The 20,173-nt window shown below is 68.1% G+C and carries 21 protein-coding genes; 12 read left to right on the forward strand and 9 right to left on the reverse strand.

Annotated features, from left to right (window positions below; translation table 11 throughout):
* Positions 1-29: 29 nt before the first annotated feature.
* From E5A74_RS15385 to E5A74_RS15400, 4 genes are read left to right on the forward strand one after another with little or no spacing between them, the layout of a single operon-like run.
* Positions 30-1,355 (forward strand): methyl-accepting chemotaxis protein, encoded by a 1,326-nt coding sequence (locus E5A74_RS15385; protein ID WP_206365895.1) that lies wholly within the window; start codon positions 30-32, stop codon positions 1,353-1,355.
* 11 nt (positions 1,356-1,366) lie between these two features.
* Positions 1,367-2,731 carry a methyl-accepting chemotaxis protein gene (locus E5A74_RS15390; RefSeq protein ID WP_135986517.1) on the forward strand — a complete coding sequence of 455 codons (1,365 nt, stop codon included), beginning with the start codon at positions 1,367-1,369 and terminating at the stop codon, positions 2,729-2,731.
* Positions 2,732-2,768: 37 nt separating this feature from the next.
* Positions 2,769-3,467 carry an SDR family NAD(P)-dependent oxidoreductase gene (locus tag E5A74_RS15395; RefSeq protein ID WP_135986518.1) on the forward strand — a complete coding sequence of 233 codons (699 nt, stop codon included), beginning with the start codon at positions 2,769-2,771 and terminating at the stop codon, positions 3,465-3,467.
* Positions 3,457-4,401 (forward strand): 50S ribosomal protein L11 methyltransferase, encoded by a 945-nt coding sequence (locus E5A74_RS15400; RefSeq protein WP_135986519.1) that lies wholly within the window; start codon positions 3,457-3,459, stop codon positions 4,399-4,401. Before E5A74_RS15395 ends, E5A74_RS15400 begins: the two co-directional genes overlap by 11 nt.
* 9 nt (positions 4,402-4,410) lie before the next feature.
* Here E5A74_RS15400 and phhA read toward each other — a convergent pair whose 3' ends face one another.
* Positions 4,411-5,277 (reverse strand): phenylalanine 4-monooxygenase, encoded by an 867-nt coding sequence (gene phhA / locus E5A74_RS15405; protein WP_135986520.1) that lies wholly within the window; start codon positions 5,275-5,277, stop codon positions 4,411-4,413.
* A 25-nt stretch (positions 5,278-5,302) separates the two neighbouring features.
* Here phhA and E5A74_RS15410 point away from each other — a divergent pair, with 25 nt between their 5' ends.
* Positions 5,303-5,959 carry a TIGR02117 family protein gene (locus E5A74_RS15410; protein WP_135986521.1) on the forward strand — a complete coding sequence of 219 codons (657 nt, stop codon included), beginning with the start codon at positions 5,303-5,305 and terminating at the stop codon, positions 5,957-5,959.
* Entirely contained in the window at positions 5,950-6,696 is a 747-nt protein-coding gene (locus E5A74_RS15415) for an esterase/lipase family protein (protein ID WP_240699838.1), read from the forward strand. Before E5A74_RS15410 ends, E5A74_RS15415 begins: the two co-directional genes overlap by 10 nt.
* Here E5A74_RS15415 and E5A74_RS15420 read toward each other — a convergent pair.
* Together E5A74_RS15420 and E5A74_RS15425 are read right to left on the reverse strand one after the other, a co-directional pair.
* A complete protein-coding gene (locus E5A74_RS15420) occupies positions 6,672-6,959 on the reverse strand; it encodes a hypothetical protein (RefSeq protein ID WP_135986523.1) in 288 nt (95 codons plus the stop codon). The two genes, E5A74_RS15415 and E5A74_RS15420, sit on opposite strands and share 25 nt — an antisense overlap.
* A gap of 5 nt (positions 6,960-6,964) precedes the next feature.
* Complete coding sequence (locus E5A74_RS15425; protein WP_135986524.1) at positions 6,965-7,972, reverse strand: glycerophosphodiester phosphodiesterase; 1,008 nt, start codon at positions 7,970-7,972, stop codon at positions 6,965-6,967.
* 125 nt (positions 7,973-8,097) lie between these two features.
* Between E5A74_RS15425 and E5A74_RS15430 the strand changes: the two genes are divergently transcribed.
* On the forward strand, positions 8,098-9,012 hold the full coding sequence (locus E5A74_RS15430) for an XdhC family protein (RefSeq protein ID WP_135986525.1): 915 nt from the start codon (positions 8,098-8,100) through the stop codon (positions 9,010-9,012).
* Positions 8,999-9,592 carry a nucleotidyltransferase family protein gene (locus E5A74_RS15435; protein WP_135986526.1) on the forward strand — a complete coding sequence of 198 codons (594 nt, stop codon included), beginning with the start codon at positions 8,999-9,001 and terminating at the stop codon, positions 9,590-9,592. The genes E5A74_RS15430 and E5A74_RS15435 overlap by 14 nt, the downstream gene beginning before the upstream one ends.
* A gap of 21 nt (positions 9,593-9,613) precedes the next feature.
* Here the strand turns inward: E5A74_RS15435 and E5A74_RS15440 are convergent, their stop codons facing one another.
* Genes E5A74_RS15440 through E5A74_RS15455 form a run of 4 tightly spaced genes read right to left on the reverse strand, consistent with a single transcriptional unit; the run spans position 9,614 to position 14,437 of the window.
* The gene (locus E5A74_RS15440) at positions 9,614-10,819 is read right to left on the reverse strand and encodes an ABC transporter permease (RefSeq protein ID WP_135986527.1); all 1,206 of its coding nucleotides are present in this window, start codon (positions 10,817-10,819) and stop codon (positions 9,614-9,616) included.
* A 1-nt stretch (position 10,820) separates the two neighbouring features.
* Entirely contained in the window at positions 10,821-11,543 is a 723-nt protein-coding gene (locus tag E5A74_RS15445; protein WP_135986528.1) for an ABC transporter ATP-binding protein, read from the reverse strand.
* Positions 11,530-12,957 carry an efflux RND transporter periplasmic adaptor subunit gene (locus tag E5A74_RS15450; RefSeq protein WP_135986529.1) on the reverse strand — a complete coding sequence of 476 codons (1,428 nt, stop codon included), beginning with the start codon at positions 12,955-12,957 and terminating at the stop codon, positions 11,530-11,532. The genes E5A74_RS15445 and E5A74_RS15450 overlap by 14 nt, the downstream gene beginning before the upstream one ends.
* A complete protein-coding gene (locus E5A74_RS15455; RefSeq protein ID WP_135986530.1) occupies positions 12,947-14,437 on the reverse strand; it encodes an efflux transporter outer membrane subunit in 1,491 nt (496 codons plus the stop codon). The genes E5A74_RS15450 and E5A74_RS15455 overlap by 11 nt, the downstream gene beginning before the upstream one ends.
* A 156-nt stretch (positions 14,438-14,593) precedes the next feature.
* Here E5A74_RS15455 and E5A74_RS15460 point away from each other — a divergent pair, with 156 nt between their 5' ends.
* From E5A74_RS15460 to E5A74_RS15475, 4 genes are read left to right on the forward strand one after another with little or no spacing between them, the layout of a single operon-like run.
* Positions 14,594-15,430 carry a hypothetical protein gene (locus tag E5A74_RS15460; RefSeq protein WP_135986531.1) on the forward strand — a complete coding sequence of 279 codons (837 nt, stop codon included), beginning with the start codon at positions 14,594-14,596 and terminating at the stop codon, positions 15,428-15,430.
* 3 nt (positions 15,431-15,433) lie between these two features.
* Positions 15,434-15,832: a hypothetical protein gene (locus E5A74_RS15465; protein ID WP_135986532.1), complete on the forward strand. Its 399-nt coding sequence runs from the start codon at positions 15,434-15,436 to the stop codon at positions 15,830-15,832.
* A 60-nt stretch (positions 15,833-15,892) separates the two neighbouring features.
* Positions 15,893-17,830, forward strand: a complete 1,938-nt coding sequence (gene acs / locus E5A74_RS15470) for an acetate--CoA ligase (RefSeq protein ID WP_135986533.1) — start codon at positions 15,893-15,895, stop codon at positions 17,828-17,830.
* Complete coding sequence (locus tag E5A74_RS15475; protein ID WP_135986534.1) at positions 17,827-18,045, forward strand: hypothetical protein; 219 nt, start codon at positions 17,827-17,829, stop codon at positions 18,043-18,045. The genes acs and E5A74_RS15475 overlap by 4 nt, the downstream gene beginning before the upstream one ends.
* Before the next feature lie 18 nt (positions 18,046-18,063).
* On the opposite strand, the gene E5A74_RS15480 is transcribed toward E5A74_RS15475, so the two are convergent.
* Positions 18,064-18,468, reverse strand: coding sequence for a GFA family protein (locus E5A74_RS15480; protein WP_135986535.1), 405 nt, complete (start codon positions 18,466-18,468; stop codon positions 18,064-18,066).
* Entirely contained in the window at positions 18,468-20,057 is a 1,590-nt protein-coding gene (locus E5A74_RS15485) for a peptide MFS transporter (RefSeq protein ID WP_135986536.1), read from the reverse strand. The genes E5A74_RS15480 and E5A74_RS15485 overlap by 1 nt, the downstream gene beginning before the upstream one ends.
* Positions 20,058-20,173: the final 116 nt, after the last annotated feature.

Below are 20,173 nucleotides of genomic sequence, written 5' to 3' on the forward strand. Positions count from 1 at the left end.
CGACCAACGACTTGCCCGCACCCGGCACGATGAGCGCCCGCATCGACATTCGCGCAAGGCTGCGCGTGTTCGATGTCGAGGGATCGCTGGTGCAATCGAGCCGTGAGGCGTGGCAGACGCTCGAGCCCGAGATCCGTTCGGTGTCCGAAGCCTATTGGCAGCAATGGCTGCATTGCTTCGCCGACGAGCGCAATTGGGCGACCGACGATACCGCCAAGATGATCGATGTCGGGGTGGTGTTCCTCCGGAACCGCTTCCTCGATCTGCAGGGCAATGCCTGGCTCGAATCGATCGAGCGCTCGGTCGCCGCGGCCTATGCTGCCGACGTGCCGCCGATGGCGCTGCTCTCGATGATCAGCGCGAGCGACCGCGCTGCGCTGCAGGTGCTGATGCGCCGCGTCGGCTCGGACGATTCGCGCCTCGCGGGGCTGATCGACACGCTGATGCGCCTCTCGGCGCTCGAGGGCGACATCACCGTCGAGATCTACAACATGTATCGCGAGCATAGCTCGCAGACCGCGCGCGACCGGCTCGCCGCCGACTTCCGCGATTCGATCGGGATGACCGTCGAGCATGCCTCGCGCGAGGGTGACCAGCTCCGCGTCCAGGCGGTGCACACGTCGGCCTCGGCCCGCGGCATGCTCGGCAAGGCTTCGGAAGTCGCCGCGGCGGCCGAGCAATCGGCCGTGGCGATGCGCGAGGCGGCGCAGACCGCCGCCGGGCTGATCCGTGCGATCGAGGATGCGCGTACCGAGGTCGAGGCGGCGGCGGACATCGCGACGCGCGCATCGAGCCAGGCGGGCGCCGCGGTCGGCATGTCGGAGATGCTCTCGGACCATGCCAAGTCGATCGAATCGATCCTCGGGCTGATCCGCGACATCGCCGGGCAGACCAATCTGCTCGCGCTCAACGCGACGATCGAGGCGGCACGCGCAGGCGATGCCGGCCGCGGCTTCGCGGTGGTCGCGCAGGAAGTGAAGAGCCTCGCCAGCCAGACCGCGCGGGCGACCGACGACATCGCCGCCAAGATCGCCTCGATCCAGTCGGCGACGCGCTCGACGGTCGAGACCAATGCCTCGATCCGCGAGACGGTGAGCGAGGTGCAGGAAAGCGCCAACCGCATCCGCACCGCGATGGAAGTGCAGGCGCAGACGGTGACCGCGATCACCGCGGCAGTCGACGAGACCGCGCTCGCCGCCGATTCGATGTCGGCGACGATCGGCGCGATCCGCGAGGATACCGAGGCAGTCGCTTCGGAAATCGACCGGGTGGGGCAGGGTTTCGCCGCGCTCGATAGCCAGCTCGGCACCCTCAAGTTCAGCGCCAGCGACTTCGTGTCGAAAGTCGCGGCCTAGGAGAGCATAAGATGGTGGGACGGCGCGAACCGGGACGTTGGAGCGGGGGTACCCGCTCGGTCGACGAACATCGGCGGGAATATGATTGGGACGGGACGGTGCTGCCGGCCTGTGTCGAGATCAGCGAGTTGCTCGAAGGCCATCACGAAGAGATCGCGCGGGCCTTCTGGAAGCATTTCCTGAGCATGGACGCCAGCGCGCCGATGCGCGCCACCTTCGAGGACCAGCGCGTCTTCGAGGAGCAGGTGAAGATCGGGGCGCGCTACGCGAAGCTGAAATTCGGTCATCCCTTCACCGAGGAATGGGTCGAGATGGCGTGCGGCTATGCCGCGCAGACCTATAAGGGCGGCGTGCCGCTGCCCGCGGTGCTCGCTTCCTTCGCCTATGCGCACAGCGCGACGATGGGCGTGCTGCGCGCCAAGGTGACCGATGCCGAGCAGCTCGGCCGCTATTGCGACGTCGTCCAGCGGTTGGCGATGGCCGAGGCCGATCTGATGGCCGGCCATCTCGGCGCCACCGACGCGGCGCATGTCAGCGAGGAACGGCGCGACAGCTCGGCGCGGTTCCGCGCGAGCATCAGCGAATCGATCGAAGGCGCGACTGCACTGGGCAACCGCATCCGCGTCCAGGCGCAGGGCGCGTCGAGTTCGGCCCGCGGCATGCTCGGCAAGGCTTCGGAAGTCGCCGCGGCGGCCGAGCAATCGGCCGTGGCGATGCGCGAGGCGGCGCAGACCGCCGCCGGGCTGATCCGTGCGATCGAGGAAGCCCGCAACGAAGTCGAGGCGGCGGCGGACATCGCTACGCGCGCGTCGAGCCAGGCGGGCGCCGCGGTGGGCATGTCCGAAATGCTCAGCGATCACGCCAAGTCGATCGAATCGATCCTCGGGCTGATCCGCGACATCGCCGGGCAGACCAATTTGCTCGCGCTCAACGCGACGATCGAGGCGGCACGCGCGGGCGATGCCGGCCGCGGCTTCGCGGTGGTCGCGCAGGAAGTGAAGAGCCTCGCCAGCCAGACCGCACGGGCGACCGACGACATCGCCGCCAAGATCGCCTCGATCCAGTCGGCGACGCGCGGCACGGTCGAGACCAACGCCTCGATCCGCGAGACGGTGAGCGAAGTGCAGGAAAGCGCGATTCGCATCCGCGCGGCGATGGAAGTCCAGGCGCAGACCGTGACCGCGATTACCGCGGCGGTCGACGAGACCGCGCTCGCCGCCGACTCGATGTCGGCGACGATCGGCGCGATCCGCGAGGACACCAAGACGGTGACCAGCGAGATCGACACGCTCCAGCACGACGTCGCCGAAGTCGACGATCGCCTGAACCAGCTACGCGCCGCGGCCGAAACCTTCTCGACCTCGGTCGCCGCCTGATCTTGGCGCCGCCCCGGCCTTCGGGCTAGGGCGGGCCATGACCAACATTCTTCTCACCGGCGCCAGCCGCGGAATCGGCGCGGCGATCGCCGGCGCGCTGCACGGCGAAGGGTTGCGCTGCGTCGGCCAGGGCACACGCAGCGGCATCCCGGCCGATTTCACCGATCCCGCCGCGCCACAGGCCTTGTGGAACACCGCGCTCGACGCGCTCGACGGCCGGATCGACGTGCTGATCAACAATGCCGGCATCTTCGAGAGCAATCCGCTCGATCTCGATCACGACGATTGGGTCGCCGGCTGGGAGAAGACGATGCGCGTCAATCTGACCGCGTCGGCGGAGCTTTGCCGTCTCGCGGTGCGCCACTGGCAGGCCGAGGGGCGTCCCGGGCGGATCGTCAACATCGCCAGCCGCGCGGCCTATCGCGGCGACAGCCCCGCGCATTGGCATTATGCCGCGTCCAAGGCAGGGATGGTCGGCATGACCAAGTCGATCGCGCGCGGCTATGCCAGCCAAGGCATCCTCGCCTTCGCGATCTGCCCGGGCTTCACCATGACCGGCATGGCCGAGGATTATCTGGCCAGTCGCGGCGGCGACAAATTGCTCGCCGACATCCCGCTCGGCCGTGTCGCCAGCCCCGAGGAAGTCGCGACGCTGGCGCGGTTCTGCGCGCTCGAGGCGCCGCCCTCGATGACCGGCGCGGTGCTCGACATCAACGGAGCCAGCTATGTCCGCTGAAATCGACAGCTGGAAGACCAGCTTCCCCTGCACCCGCGCCGAGGCCGAGGCGATCGACGCCGGCGACGATCTCGCGATCGACGCGGTGCTGATGACCACCGAGGAAGTCGAGGACGATGTCGAGCGCTGGCGGCTCGACGCCTATACCGAGAACGAGCCCGATGCGGCGATGCTCGCGGCGCTGCGCGCGCTGGTGCCGAGCGCGGCGGGAGTCGCGCCGGTGATCGAGGCGCTGACCGACGAGGACTGGGTGGCGATGAGCCAGCAGGGGCTCGAGCCGATCCGCGAGGGACGCTTCGTGGTGCACACCAGCGCGCACCCGGTCGATGTACCCGAAGGGGGGCGCGCCTTCCTTATCGACGCGGGGCGCGCCTTTGGCACGGGGCACCATGCCACGACCTCGGGCTGCCTGCGCATGCTCGATGCGATGGCCGACCAAAGCTTCGGCAACGTCATCGATGTCGGCACCGGTACCGGGCTGCTCGCCTTCGCCGCAGCCGAGCTCTGGCCTGATGCGAAGATCGTCGCGACCGATATCGATCCGTCGGCGATCGACGTGACGCGGGAAAATGCGGCGGCCAACGCGATTGCGGGGATCGCGCTGATCGTCGCCGATGGTGCGCTGAGCGACGCGATCACCGCGCGAGCCCCCTATGATCTCGTCATCGCCAACATCCTCGCCGGGCCGCTGGTGTCGATGGCGCCCGAGCTGGCTGCGATTGCCGATGCGGATGCGACGATCGTGCTCGCGGGATTGCTCGAGACCCAGCGCGAGCAAGTGGTGGCGGCGTTCGCAGGCTGCGGCTGCACGCTTGCGGAAGTCGACCGCCGCGGCGACTGGACGATTCTGCGGCTGCAGGCCGGCGCGGTCCGCTATGTGCCGAGCACGCCACCCGACCCCAAGGGCCGCGACGGCTGGGCGCTGGATATTTGATGAAGGCGCTCAGCCCTTCGATCGCGCATATGCCTGCGTGCCGCGGGTGATCACTTCGTCGCCCGGCAGGATCTCGGCGATGGGAATGTCGGGCAGCGGCAGTATCTTTTCATAGAGCGGCGCGAAATCGGTCTCGATCGTCACCCGCAGCAGTTCCTCGAAGCTCGGGATGACGAAGTAGTTCTGCTGGAAATCGTCGATCCGATAGTCGGTGCGCATCACCCGCTCGAGATCGAAGCCGATCCGGTTGGGGCTCGGATCGTCGAGCGCGAAGTGGCTCTCGGCCGAGCTCGACACGATGCCCGCGCCATAGATGCGCAGGCCCTCGGCCTCCTGCACCAGCCCGAACTCGACGGTGTACCAATAGAGCCGGCCGAGCTGCTTCAACGCGCCCAGCTCCATCGCGCGGACGCCGCCGCGGCCATAGGCGGCGAGATAGTCGGCAAACACCGGATCGGCGAGCATCGGCACATGGCCGAAGACGTCGTGGAAGACGTCGGGCTCCTGCAGATAGTCGAGCTGGTCGGGACGACGGATGAAATTGCCCGCGACGAAACGGCGATTGGCCATGTGATCGAAGAACACGTCGTCGGGGACGAGTCCGGGGACCGCGACGACCTGCCAGCCGGTGAGCTTCAGCAGCCGCTCGGAGAGTTCCTCGAAATTGGGAATGCCCGATTCGGAGAGGCGCAGCGCGTCGAGCCCCTTGAGATAGGCCTCGGAGGCGCGGCCGGGGAGCAGCTTCGCCTGACGCTCGAACAGCGTGTCCCAGGTGGCATGTTCCGCGGCGCTGTACGCCTGCCAGTTCTGCGGTATCGTCCAGTCGGCGGCCGCGCCTTCGGGCGGGCGCTCCAGTACGTGTGTGTCCTTGCTCATCGGAATCGGCTTAGCATTGTTGCAAATGATACGAAACGGCCTCGTACGGGCGCGGCGCTGGCTGCTGAGGCTATTGCTCGGGCTCGGCGCGGTGCTGCTATGCTATCTCCTCGCCGCGCTGGTGGGAAGCGCGATCCCGGTCAATCGGGACTGGAAGCCGCCTGCGCAGGGCGTGACGATCTATGTCGCGGACAACGGCATCCACACCGATCTGGTGCTGCCCGCCGCCGACTTCGCCGATATGGTGCGTCCGGAGCATTTCGCCGATCCAAACGCGGGGGCGCAGCCGATGCGGATGTTCGGCTGGGGCGACCACGATTTCTATCTCAACACTCCGACCTGGTGGGACGTGAACCCGGTCCGCGTGCTGCGCGCGCTGGCGGGAAGGGGCGTGACAGTACTGCACGTCTCGGCGGCCCCGGCGCCGCAGCCCGGCGCGAAAATCCGACGACTGGTGCTGCGGCCCGAGGAATATGCCCGGCTCGTCGCCTATGTTCGGAATGGCTTCGCGCCGGGGGCGCGGATCCGCGGCTATGGCGCGCATGATGTGTTCTATCCGGCGCGGGGCGGCTATAGTGCGCTGAGGACCTGCAACGAATGGACCGCGAGCGGCCTGCGTGCCGCTGGGGTGCGGATGGGCGCCTGGACGCCCTTCCCCTTTGGAGTGATGCGGTGGCTTTGAAATTCGCAACGCCGGATTCGGCGAATGTACCCCCGCCGCGGCTCGCGCTGCTTTCCGAATGGCCGCGCGCGGCATGGGGGCTGGGGCGGCTTATCGCCGAGTGGAAGACGCTCGACGGCGTGCCGCGCGGCGACGGGCATCCGGTGATCCTGCTGCCCGGGCTGGTCAATTCGGACCGGTCGAACTTCGTGATGCGGCGCTATCTCAATCGCCTCGGCTACCGCGCCGAGGGCTGGGATTTGGGGAGGAACCTCGGCGTGCGCGCGATCGGCCCCGAGGGCGAGCGGCTGATGGCGCGGATCGCCGCGCTGCACGAAGAGACCGGCGAGAAAGTCACGCTGATCGGCATCTCGCTCGGCGGGATCATGGCGCGGATCGCCGCGCACCGGCACCCCGAGCTGGTACGCGAGGTGATCACGATCAGTTCGCCCTTTGCCGGCCCGCCGACCTGCACCAATGTCTGGCGCCAGTTCGAATGGCTGACCGGGGAGAAGATCGACGATCCGGCAGTGAGCGCGCGGCTCAAGGAGGCGGCGAGGCCGCTGCCTGTGCCGGCCACCGCGATCTGGAGCCGCAACGACGGGTTGGTCAACGGACTGATCTGTCGCGAGCCCGAAGGCTCACCCGGCCGCGCGATCGAGATCAGCAGCAGTCACTTGTTCGTGCAGATGCGGCCCGAAGTGCTCCGCGCCGTGGCGCAGACGCTCGGCGGTCAGTCGGGATCCGAGGCGCGATAGCCGTCATAGGATTGCTGGCAGCTCTCGGGGTGCTTGCGGCACTCCTTCTCGCGCTTGCGGCGCTCCTTGCCCTCGCGCGCTTCCTTCTCGCGCATCTTCTTGCCGTAGTTGCGGTCCGATTCTTCCTGGCTGGTCGTGGTCCAGTCGACCGCCTGCGCGCCTGCCTTGACCGGCAGCGTGGCGACGTCCCACGCGGTCTTGGCGATGCAGCCGCCAGACAGCAGCGGCAGCATGGCGACGATCGGAACGAGCAACTTGCGCATGAACTTCACTTTCGATGGGCAGGCGAAGCCGAAGCATCGCGCGCGGATACGCCTATATATGGGTAATCGCTGAAGAATCCGTCGATACCAAGTCCGATGAAATACGCGATTTCTTCGGCGAGCCGACCATGGTCGCCGGGAGCGCCGCCGGATCGATAGGCCGGCAGGAGGAAGAAATTCTCGGCGCGGAAGGTCCAGGGGTGGACTTTCAGGCCCACCGCATGCGCGTCGGCGACGAGGCTGGTCGCGGCGCCCGAAGGCGGGACGATCATCGTCCGCTCGGGGCCGATGCCCGTGGCGTAGGCGGCGACGCGCTTCAGGCCCTCGGGAGTCGCCATCGCCGCATAGCTGGGCTCGGCGCCGTCGGCAGGGCGGCCGCTCGCGCTCATCAGCTGAATGAGCGGAACGCGGGTCATGCTGTTGAGCGCCTTGAGATTGGCGACTTCGAACGACTGGATGAACACCGGCGCATCGGCGCGGTCCCAGCCCGCCGCGTGCAGCTTTGCGACCAGCCGCGCCTCGAGCGGCAGGCCGATCGAGGCGAAATAGCCGGGGTGCTTGGTCTCGGGATAGATGCCGATGGTGCGGCCGGTCTCGCGCGACGCCTGTTTCGCGAGCGCGATAATCTCGTCGAGGGTCGGGATCTCGGCCTGCCCGTCGAACCGCGTATTGCCGGGGCGGAGCTGGGGCAAGCGCTCGCGTGCGCGAAGCGTCTTCAGCTCGGCGAGGGTGAAGTCCTCGGTGAACCAGCCGGTCACCGCCGCCCCGTCGATCGTCTTGGTCGTCTTGCGCGCGACGAATTCGGCGTGGTTCGCCACATCGGTGGTACCCGAAATCTCGTTCTCGTGGCGCGCGACGAGCACGCCGTCTTTGGTCGGCACCAGATCGGGCTCGATGAAATCGGCGCCCTGCTCGATCGCGAGCCGATAGGAGAGCAGCGTATGCTCCGGGCGTTCGCCGCTGGCACCGCGATGCGCAATGACGATGGGCGATGGGGCGGATCGAACGGCCATGCTGCTCTCCTGCACGCCCACGCAGCCCTGCGCCAGCAGCAACGCCGCGATTGCCAACGATCTCGTCACGGAACCTCTCACGGGCTAGGCGTTATCTCGCAGATGTGACGGAAGCGAGGCGAGGCTTGGCGGATAATGACAGCGTGCTGGCGGCGGCGCGGAGCTGGGCAGGCGCGCCGATGGCGCTCGCCACGGTCGTCTCGACCTGGGGTTCGGCGCCGCGGCCGCGCGGAAGCCATATGCTGGTCCATGAAGACGGGCGGTTCGAGGGGTCGGTGTCGGGCGGCTGCGTCGAGACCGACATCCTCGCCACCGCAGCCGACGTTATCGCCGGGGCGCCCGCGGTGGTGAAGACCTATGGCGTCGCCGATCCGGCGGCATGGGAAGTCGGGCTGCCCTGCGGCGGCGAGATCGCGGTGCTCGTCCAGCAGGTCTCGACCGGGGGTTTCGATCCGCGGCTGTTCGACGCGATCGCGACGGCGCAGGCGGAAGGACGTTCTTTCGACGTCGCCAGCGATCTCGCGAGCGGCCGAAGCGCCGCCGGTTCGCAGGGGGAGTTCGTCAATCGCTACGATCCGCCGCGGCGGCTGCTGATCGTCGGCGCCGTGCAGATCGCGCAGCGTCTCGCCGGGCTCGCGCGCGAACTTGGGATCGTCACCCACGTCATCGATCCGCGCGGACGGTTTCTCACCGAAGCGCGTTTCCCCGGCGTTGTGCTCGACGATCGCTGGCCCGACGAAGCGGTGACCGCGCTGCGTCCCGATCCCGCCACCGCCGTGGTGACGCTCAGCCATGATCCCAAGATCGACGATGCCGCGCTGACCGCTGCGCTCGCGCATCCGACCGGCTATGTCGCGGCGCTGGGATCGCGCAAAAGCCATGCCGCGCGGCTCGAGCGGCTGCGCGTCGCAGGCGTCGCGGAGGCGGCGCTGGCGCGGATCGACGGGCCCGCCGGGCTGGATATCGGCGCGATCGGCCCCGCCGAGATCGCGCTTTCGATCGCGGCTGCGATGGTGAGGAGTTTCCATGCTGACGCCTGAAAATACCGCGCTGGTGCTGCTCGCTGCGGGGCGTTCGCGCCGTTTCGAGGGCGACAAGCTCAGCGAGCCGTTTCTGGACAAGCCGCTCGCCTATCACGTCGTCACTGCGCTCGCGAAAATCCCCTTCCTGACCCGGATCGCGGTGGTCTCGGACACTCGGCTCGATTTCGCGGCGCTCGGCTATCAGGTCGAGGAGAATCCCGATCCGTCGCGCGGCCAGGCGCGTTCGCTCTGCCACGGGGTGAGCGTGGCGAAGCAGGCGGGCGCCGAGGCGGTGCTGGTCGCGCTCGCCGACATGCCCCGGGTCACAGCGGCGCACGTCTATCGGATGTTCGATGCGGCCGACGGGGCGGAGACGATCGTGGCGTCGAGCGACGGGGTTCAGCCGCGGCCGCCGGCGCTGTTTGGCAAGGGCATGTTCGACGATCTGCTCGATCTCGACGGCGACGAAGGCGCGCGCCAGCTGATCCGCCACGGCCACCATGTCGTGACCAGCCCCGCCGAGCTGGTCGATGTCGATACCCGCGCCGATCTCGAGGAGCTGCGCCATCTCTACGGGCTGGAGACCGACGGGAAGTAACCGCCGCGCGCGGCGCGATCGCTATTCGTGCCGAAGCGCGTCGATCGGGTTGAGGCCGGCGGCGCGTTGCGCGGGGAAATAGCCGAACACCACGCCGATCAGCGCCGAGACGAGGAAGGCGATCACGTTGATCTGCGGCTCGAACAGGAATTCGACCTGCATCAGCGGCGCCAGCCCGATCACGACGAGCTGCGCGACGACCAGCCCGACCAGCCCGCCGAGGCAGGAGAGCACCACCGCCTCCATCAGAAACTGCAGCAGCACTTCGCTGGCCACCGCGCCGATCGCGAGGCGGATGCCGATCTCGCGCGTCCGCTCGGTCACCGAGACGAGCATGATGTTCATGATCCCGATGCCGCCGACGACGAGGCTGATCGCCGCCACCGCGGTGACGATCTGGGTGAGCAGGGTGGTGATGCCGGTGAGCGTCTGGCTGATCTGGGCGGTGTCGAAGATGTTGAAATCGTCTTCCTTGCCGCCGGTGATGCGGCGGCGCTCGCGCAGCACCTGCTTGATCGATTCCTGGACCTGCGCCGAATCATAGGCGGGGTCGACTCCGACCATCATCAGCCGGATGTCGCGATTGCCGGTGAAGCGGCGCTGGACCTGCTTGATCGGCATGATGATCACATCGTCCTGATCGCCGAACCCGCCCTGGCCGCGGGTCGACAGCACGCCGATGACGTCGCACGAGACGCCGTTGACGCGGATCCGGTCGCCCACCGCCTCGCCGCCGCGGAACAGGTTGGTGCGGATCGTGTTGCCGATGATGCATACGGCGTTGCCCGCCTGCTCCTCGTTGCGCGAGAAGGTCCGTCCCGAGACGAGCGGCCAGGGCTGGACCTGGAAGAAGGCGTTGGTGGTGCCGTTGATCGTCGTCGACCAATTGGCGCCCTGATAGATCACCGTCGCGGTCGACTGGGCCTGCGGCGCCACCGCCTTCACGCCGGCGACCTGCCGGGCGATCGCCTCGACATCGGCTTCCTTGAAGTCGGGCGGGCGGGGGCCGCCGCCGCCGCGGCCGAAGCCTTGGCCCGGGCGGATCTGGAGCACGTTGGTGCCGAGGCTGGCGACCTGCGCCTGCGCCGCCTTGGTCGTCGCCTTGCCCAGCGTCACCATCGCCACCACCGCGGCGACGCCGATGATGATGCCGAGCGTGGTCAGGAACGATCGCAGCTTGTGGCGGAAGATCGATCGGATCGCGAGCATGAAGGTGGTGCCGAACATGCTACGCCACCGCCTCGCCCGATTTGTGCCCGGCCTCGATTCGCTCGACCAGCCCGTCCTTGAAATGGACGATCGTGTGCGCGAACGCCGCCATGTCGGGCTCGTGCGTCACCATCAGCACGGTGATCCCGCTGGTCTTGTTGAGCTCGGTCAGGAATTCCATGATCTCGATCGAACGCTCCGAATCGAGATTGCCGGTAGGCTCGTCGGCGAGGAGCACGTCGGGATTGGTGACGATCGCGCGGGCGATCGCGACGCGCTGCTGCTGGCCGCCCGAGAGCTCGCCGGGGGTATGGTCCCACCAATCCTTGAGCCCGACCTTGTCGAGCGCCTCCATCGCCGCCTCGCGCCGCTGTTTCCGCGGATCGCCGCGATAGAGCAGCGGCAGCTCGACATTCTCCAGCGCCGAGGTGCGCGCGAGCAGATTGAACCCCTGAAACACGAAGCCGAGATATTTGCGGCGCAGCAGCGCGCGTTGATCGCGGTCGAGCCGCTCGACATGCACGCCCTTGAACAGGAATTGCCCGCCGGTGGGCACGTCGAGGCAGCCGAGGATGTTCATCGTCGTCGACTTGCCCGAGCCCGAGGGGCCCATCACCGCGACGAAATCGCCGGCGGCGATGTCGAGATCGACTCCCTTCAGCGCCTGAAACGCCGTCGGGCCCTCGCCATAGACCTTGGTGACTCCGCGCAGCCGGATGATCGGCGGGTCACTGTCCGCCACGCTGGCCTCCCGCGCCACCCTGCGCGCCGCCTTGCCCGCTGCCACCCTGCCGACGCTGGCCGCCCTGGCGACGCTGACTGCCGCCTTCGGCGGTCAGCTGACCGGTGATCACCTTCATCCCCGGCTTGAGATCGCCGCCGGTGACCTCGGTAACCGTGCCGTTGGTGTCTCCGGTGGTGACCTGAACCGGCTTGGGCTGGCCGTCCTCGCCGAGGACATAGACGGTCTGCTGCGCGCCGCGGCTCATCGTTGCCGATTTCTGCGCGGCGTTGTTGCCGCCGCGGCGGCCGCGCGGGACCAGCGCGCCGGCGATGCCGCCCTGGCCGCCGCTCGCGGCCTGGCCGTTCGCCGCGCCGGGGCGGAAGCGAAGCGCCGCATTGGGCACGAGCAGGACGTTGGGCTTGGCGCGGGTGATGATCTCGGCGGTCGCGGTCATGCCCGGGCGCAATTGCTGGTCGGCATTGGCGACGCTCAGCGTCGCGGCATAGGAGACGACCTGCGACTGGGTGGTGCTCGCCGTGCTCGTCGTGCTCGACTGCGCCGAGAGGTTCGAGCCGAGATCGACGCGCGTGATCGTCGCGGGGAAAGTCTTGCCGGGAAACGCATCGACGGTGAAGCTGGCGAGCTGGCCGTCCTTGACCGAGCCGACATCGGCCTCGTCGATCGCGACCTGCAGCTCCATCGCCGAGAGATCCTCGGCGATCACGAACAGCGTCGGGGTGTTGAACGAGGCGGCGACGGTCTGGCCGGCATCGATCTGGCGCGCGAGCACCACGCCGTTCACCGGCGAGCGGATCACGGCCTTGAAGCGCTGGGTCTGGTTCGACGACAGCGCGGCGCGCGCGGAGACGACATTGGCCTCGGCGACCTTTTGCGCCGCGACCGCGCGCGCGGCGGCGGCCCGCGCCTGCTCCATCTCGACCTTGGCGGGAACGCGCCCGCCCGACAGCCGGCTGACTTCTTCGAGCCGCGCCAGCTGCGCGCGCGATTCGCTGACGGTCGCCTGCGCCTGCGCGACCTGGGCGAGATTGGCGTTGAGCGCGGCCTGGCTCTGCGCGATCGAATCGTCGAGCCGCGAGGTGTCGAGCACCGCGAGCGGCTGGCCCTTCACGACGCGGTCGTTGACGTCGACGGTGACGGTCTCGACGAGGCCCGAAAGCTCGGAGCCGACCTGCACCTGATTGGTCGGCGCGAGCTTGCCCGTCGCCGAGACGGTGACCGTCAGATTGCCGCGCGCCGCCTCTTCGGTGGCATATTGCGGCGTGGTCGCGGCGCCGAAGAAGAAGCGCGACAGCGCCAGCACGGCGATCAGAACGACCGCGCCGATGATGATCCATTTGAGCCAGCGCCGCCACCACGGCCGCGCCGGCGTGCCGAGGAAATCGTCGAGATTCTTGCTGGGATCAGTTGCCATCCGCGGTGCCGCCTGTGGTCGATGAGGTCCGCGCCGGGGCCTCGGGAGTGACGTTGCTGTCCCAGCCGCCGCCGAGCGACAGATAGAGCTGGATCAGCGCGGTCGATTGATCGGATTGCGCATTGACCACGCCGTTGCGTGCCGAAAGCAGCGCGTTCTGGGCCTGGTTGAGCGTGGTATAGTCGGTGAGGCCCGAGCGATATTGCATCCGCGCGAGGATCGCCTGGTTGTTCGCGGCCTCGAGCGCGATGCGGAACTCGGCCTCGCGCCGCCGCGCCGAATCGAGCGCGACCACCGCGTTCTCGATGTCCTCGAGCGAGGTCAGCACAGTCTGTTTGTACGCGAGGAAGGCGCCGTCCGCCGCGGCCTGCGCCGAGCGGACCTGGCTGCGCGTGCGCCCGGCGTCGAAGATCGTCTGGGCGATGTTCGCGAACAGGCGGCCGGTGATCACGTCAAAGATCGAGCTGAGCGCGCTGCTGCCTGCGTCGATGCTGCCGCCGATCGCCAGCGAGGGATAGAGTTGCGCCTCCGCGACGCCGATCCGCGCGGTCGCCGAGGCGAGGTTGCGTTCGGCAGCGCGGATGTCGGGACGCTGGCGCAGCGCCTCGGCGGGGATGCCCGCGGCAACCTGACCGGGGCCCCTGGGGATCGGCCTGACCGCCTCGAGCTCGCCCTTGAGCGCACCCGGTGCCTGGCCGGTCAGCACGCCGAGCCGCGAGACGAAGCCGTTGTAGCTCGCCTCGAGCGAGGGGATGCCGGCCGCCGTCTGGGCACGCTGCGCACGCGCCTGCTCCTGATCGAGCGACGAGACCAGTCCCGCCTGGACGCGCCATTGCGCGATCTGGAGATCGTCGTCCTGCAGCGCCAGCGCCTCGCGGGCATTGGCCAGCTGCGCCTGCGCGGAGCGCGCGAGGACATAGTTGCGCGCGGTCTCTGCCTCGATCGAGATCAGCACCGTCGCATAGTCGAAACCCGCGGCCTGATAATCTGCGCGCGCCGATTCGACGCCGCGGCGCACCCCGCCGAACAGATCGACCTGATAGTTCGCGTCGGCGCCGAGCGAGAAGCTGTTGCGCCCGCCGGTCGAGAAGGAGGTGACGCTGCCATCGGGCAGCGTCGTGGTGGTCGTGCCGCCGCGCAGCGATTCGCTGCGCGAGGCGCCCGCCGAGGCGCTGACGCTCGGCAACAGCGAGGCGCGTTGCTGGACGAGGGATTCGCGCGCCTGGCGCAGCCGGGTGACCGCCTGCGCGATGTCGAGATTAGCCGCCTGCGCGCGCTGGACCAGCGACGCGAGCTGCGGATCGTCGAATTTCTCCCACCAGCGCGTCAGGTCCTCGCGGGCGCGCTGGTCGACGGGCACCGAATAGCCATCGGGCACGCCGAGCTCGGGCGCGGTGCGCGGGCGGTAGTCGGGCCCCGCGGCGCACGCGGCAAGCGGCAGGGCTACGGCGAGCGTCAGGACAAGCGGGCGTCGGGCCATAGCGGGCAAGATGGTCCGCGATACCGATCGGTTCCATCGAAATTTTGTCGCAGTTTGTCGCAGGGGCACCCCGAGCGTGCCGTTGATCGGACCTGAGAGATCGGGCAGACTGTCCCCGTCGAGCCTGCGGGGGCGGGCCGGCGCAGGGGGGGTATTATGGAACTGGGGCATTTTCTTGCCGCGCTGGCGTTGGCCGGCGCGCCACTTCTCGAAGACAAGCTGACCAACGATTCGGTCGTCGCGCTGAGCGCGGCGGGGCTCGGCGATGAAGCGATCATCGCGAAGATCAAGTCGTCCGAAGTCGCTTTCGATCTCTCGACCGAGCAGATGATCGCGCTCAAGCAGCGCGGCGTGAGCGGACCGGTGGTCGCGGCGATGCTCACTGCGACCGGAGCGGGGCAGCCCGCGCCCGTGACCCTGTCGATGGATTCGCCGGACCCGATGCGGCCGCATCCCGCGGGCCTCTACATGCTCGTCGACGATCCATCGGGGGGCAAGATGACGCGCATCGACGCGACCGTCTCGAACCAGGCCAAGACGGGGGGCATGTTCGGCTACGCGCTGACCGGCGGCATCGCCTCGATGAGCGTCAAGGCGTCGATCCAGAACGAGACGGCCCGTGTCGCCTCGCAGACCGCGACACCGCATTTCTATTTCTTCTTCGACGAATCCAACGGTGTCGGAACGGGCGCGTGGACGGCGGGCACCGCGGCGACGATCGTCTCGCCGAACGAGATGACCCTGATCAAGCTGAGCCGGAAAAAGGGCCGCCGCGAGGCGCGCGTCGGGAGCGTCAACATCGGCGGCGCGAAGACCGGCGTGATGGACAAGGACCGGCTCGGCTTCAACTACGAGATGGTTCGGCCGGGCGTGTTCAAAGTGACCCCCACCGCGCCGCTGGCCGCGGGCGAATATGGTTTCATCTATTCGATCAACGGCGGCGGCGGCGGGGGCGCGCTGACCGCACGCATCTTCGACTTCTCGGTCCGCTAGCCGATGCTGCGCGCCGGCCTTCTCGCGATGCTGCTGGTGGCGAGCGGGCAGGGCGCGCAGGAGGCCGCGCCGGCCACCGGCAAGGGGCGCGTGCTCTTCTATCGTACCGGCGGCTTCTACTATGCGCTGCGCGACTGCCCGCTCTTTGCCGAAGCGGCCGGCGGCCCGGTCCGGTTGGCGGCGCTGGGCGGCGGTCGATACTTCGCGACGGAGGTCGATCCGGGCACGCATCGCTTCGCGGCTTCGGACAAGCTCAGGCGCGCAGTCGCGGTCGAAGTCGAAGCCGGGCGGACGCATTATGTCCGCTGCCACTTCTCCGGCTTTCCGGGCAGCCCCAGGCTGGTCGAGACGCACCGCGGCGAGTTCGAGCGCGTTTCCGGAGATCTCGCCCCCGCGCGATAGCCGCAGGCGCTTGCGCATCCTCCGTCGCCCGACCTAAACGCTCCCGCGAGGGAGAGGCTGATGTCCGAGAATCTGTACCCGGTATCCGAAGCATGGGCGGGCGGCGCGCGCGTCGATGCGGCCGGATACGAGAAGCTCTACGGGCGCAGCATCGCCGATCCGGGCAGCTTCTGGCTCGAGCAGGCGCGCCGGCTCGACTGGATTCGCCGCCCCGAGCTCGCCGGCGACTGGTCGTTCGACGAGGAGGATTTCCACATCAGCTGGTTCGCCGACGGCAAGCTCAACGTCGCGGCCAACTGCATCGACCGTCACCTCGCCAGCCGCGGCGACGATATCGCCATCCTCTGGGAGCCCGACGAGCCGAGCGAGGAGCCGCGCCGCTTCACTTATCGCCAGCTTCATCAGGAAGTCTGCCGCTTCGCCAATGTGCTGAAGGCCGAGGGGGTCCAGAAGGGCGACCGCGTCACCATCTACATGCCGATGATCCCCGAGGCGGCGTTCGCGCTGCTCGCCTGTGCGCGGATCGGCGCGGTCCATTCGGTGGTGTTCGGCGGCTTCTCGCCCGAAGCGCTCGCCGGTCGGATCACCGATTGCGACAGCGCCTTCTGCATCACCGCCGACGAGGGCCGGCGCGGCGGCAAGCGCGTGCCGCTCAAGGCCAATGTCGATGCCGCGGCGAAGCACGCACCGGCGCTCCGGAAGGTGATCGTGGTTCGTGCCACCGGCGGCGAGATCGCGATGCAACCCGGGCGTGACCTCTGGTATCACGAAGCCGCGGCGCAGGTTTCGGTCGAATGCCCCGCCGAGCCGATGGGCGCCGAGGACCCGCTGTTCATCCTCTACACCTCGGGCTCGACCGGCAAGCCCAAGGGCGTGCTCCACACCAGCGCGGGCTATCTGCTCTGGGCCAGCTACACGCACGAGCTCGTCTTCGATTACCGCCCCGGGCAGGTTTATTGGTGCGCCGCCGATATCGGCTGGGTCACCGGGCACAGCTATATCGTCTATGGGCCGCTGGCGAACGGTGCGACGACGCTGATGTTCGAGGGCGTGCCCAATTGGCCCGACGCCTCGCGCATCTGGCAGGTCGTCGACCGGCACCGCGTCGAGATCCTCTACACCGCGCCGACCGCGCTGCGCGCGCTGATGCGCGAGGGCGACGACCATGTGAAATCGACCTCGCGGCAGTCGCTGCGGCTGCTCGGCACGGTCGGCGAGCCGATCAACCCCGAGGCGTGGCGCTGGTATCACGACGTGGTCGGCGAGGGGCGCTGCCCGATCGTCGACACCTGGTGGCAGACCGAGACCGGCGGCCAGATGATCAGCCCGCTGCCCGGCGCGACCGCGCTCAAGCCGGGCTCGGCAACGCTGCCGCTGCCGGGCGTCGATCCGCAGATCGTCGATGCCGAGGGCAATGTCCTGCATGGCCCAACCGAGGGCAATTTGTGCATCGCGCGCAGCTGGCCGGGGCAGATGCGCACCGTCTGGGGCGATCATGCGCGCTTCTTCCAGACCTATTTCACCACTTATAAGGGCAAATATTTCACCGGCGACGGCTGCCGCCGCGACGAGGACGGCTATTACTGGATCACCGGGCGGGTCGACGACGTGATCAATGTCTCCGGACATCGCATGGGCACCGCCGAGGTCGAGAGCGCGCTGGTGCTGCACCCCAAGGTCGCCGAGGCGGCGGTGGTCGGCATGCCGCACGACATCAAGGGGCAGGGCATCTACGCCTATGTCACGCTCAACGCCGGCTGCGCGGCGAGCGAGGAACTGCGCAAGGAGCTGCGGGACTGGGTGCGGACCGAGATCGGCCCGATCGCCACCCCCGATGCGCTCCAGTTCGCCCCCGGCCTGCCCAAGACCCGTTCGGGCAAGATCATGCGGCGCATCCTGCGCAAGATCGCCGAGGGCGACGTGTCGAGCCTCGGCGACACCAGCACGCTCGCCGATCCCGCGGTTGTCGACGATCTGGTGGCGAACCGGGTGGGGTGACCGAAGCGCAGTTGCAATTTCTGCAACTTGCGCCCGGAATCATTGCATTTGCCGAAAACACCGCTGCGCACCAAATGGCGTCTATGCTGCATTGCAGCACAGTCTTCCCAAAAGGATCGCCCGATGTTCTCGCTGATCGCGCTCTTCATTGCGCAGCGCCGCAAGGCCGCCTGAAGCAATCGCTGATTGCTGAAGACAAAGAGGGGGAGCGGTGACGCTCCCCCTTTTCGTATCTAGCCCACGGCGGTCCGCGGGAAATGCGGGACCTCGGGGTTCGAGCGGATCCACGACAGCCGCTCGCCGGTCCAGATCTCCTTCTGGGGCGGGAACAGCTCGGGATCGTCGAGCGTCGCGGTGGTCACATCGTGCAGCCCCGGCCGGCTCGCGCGGCGATAGGTGAGCGTGCTGCCGCAGTTTGCGCAGAAACCCCATTCGACTCCCGGCGAGGTCTCGTGGATCGTCGGGGCACCGGCGACGATCGCCACCCTGTCCTCCGGAAAGATCGCCCAGGCGAGCGTCGGCGCGCCGGTCATGCGGCGACAGTCGCTGCAATGGCAATGCGAGGTGGCGGCGGGTTCGCCGGTGACGCGATAGCGCACCGCGCCGCACCGGCAGCCCCCTTCCGCCACGCGCTCCATCAGATCTGCTCGTTCGCGGTGCGCGTGCCCGGCGCCGCCGGCTCGGCGAGCTGCTTCTCGCCGGCGAGCCCGTGTCCGACCTCGTCGGTGCCGATCGTATCGAGGTGCATCAATTTGGTGATCAGCCAGCTCACCGGAATCGACACCACGCCGATCAGCACCGTGCCCCAGCCGATCCAGTTGTAGACGTCGAGCACCTGATCGGGATTGGCGCCCTCGGTCGCCTTGGCGATTTGCGCGGCGAGGAAATTGCCCGCCGCGGTGCCGAGGAACCAGGTGCCCATCATCAGCCCGACCATCGAGCGGACCGACAGCCGGGTCATGCTCGAAAGCCCCACCGGCGAGAAGCACAGCTCGGCGGTGGAATGGAGCAGATAGAGCAGGATGATGAAGCTCATCGGGGTGAGCGCGTCGCCGCGGCCCGCGCCCCAGACGAGCACGATGAAGCCCAGACCCACCTGGAGCAGGCCGAGCGCGAACTTAAGCGGCGCGCTCGGCTCGAGCCCGCGCTTGCCGAGCCAGACCCAGAGCATCCCGAACAGCGGCGCGAGGGTGATGATCCAGAAGCTGTTGACCGACTGGAACCACGAGGCCGGCATTTCCCAGCCGAGAAGGTGGCGGTCGACGCGCTCGTCGGTGAAGACGTTGAGCGACGAGCCGGTCTGCTCGAACAGCGCCCAGAACAGCGGGCAGAGCAGGATCAGATAGAGCGCGGCGAAGACGCGGTTGCGCTCGACCTTGGGCAGGGTGAACAGCGAACGGTAGAAGATATAGAGGAAGGTGATCCCGAAGCAGGCGAGCAGCAGCGTGCCGACGAGGCTCTCGTCGCGGATCAGCCACCACGAGACGAGCACGCCGGCGAGCGAGCCGAGATAGATCAGCCATTCGCGCGAGAGCCCGATCGGCGTGCGCTGGGCGAGCAGCGCCGGATCGTTGGGCATGCCGGCGTCGTGCAGCTCGTGGCGGAGCAGCACGAAGACGACGAGGCCCAGCAGCATGCCGATGCCGGCGGCGCCGAAGCCCCATGACCAGCCCACCCGTTCCCCGAGATAGCCGACGAGAAGCGGCCCGACGAACGCGCCGAGATTGATGCCCATGTAGAAGATCGAGAAGGCGCCGTCGCGGCGCACGTCGTCGCGGCGGTAGAGCTGGCCGACCAGCACCGAGATATTGGCCTTGAGGAAGCCGGTGCCGACGATGATGAAGGCGAGGCCGAGATAGAAGCCGTTGAGATGCCAGTCCTGCTGGCCCTGCGGCCCCTCGACCAGCGCGATCAGCAAATGACCCGCCGCGATGAACAGGCCGCCGGCGAGCACCGCCTTTCTGGCGCCGAGATATTTGTCGGCGAGATAGCCGCCGATCACCGGGGTGATGTACACCATCGAGGTGTAGGCGCCGTAGATCGCATAGGCGGGATCCTTGGCGAACAGGAAGTGCTTGGTCAGATAGAAAACCAGGATGGCGCGCATGCCGTAGAAGGAGAAGCGCTCCCACATCTCGGCGAAGAACAGCATGAACAGGCCGCGCGGATGGCCGAGAAATGTCTTCGCCGTCGCGGGTACGCCCCCGCCTGCAGCTGTGGATGCCATGCGCCCGTATGTCCTTTTGAAATTTCCGTGTGCCCACAAGGGGAAATGCCGCGCAGACTAGCGGCGAATCACCGGCTGTGAAGCCCGGTTGTTGCGAACGTTACCAGTTGCCCCGC

Origin of the sequence: Sphingomonas naasensis (assembly GCF_004792695.1) — a bacterium.
GTDB lineage: Bacteria > Pseudomonadota > Alphaproteobacteria > Sphingomonadales > Sphingomonadaceae > Sphingomonas > Sphingomonas naasensis.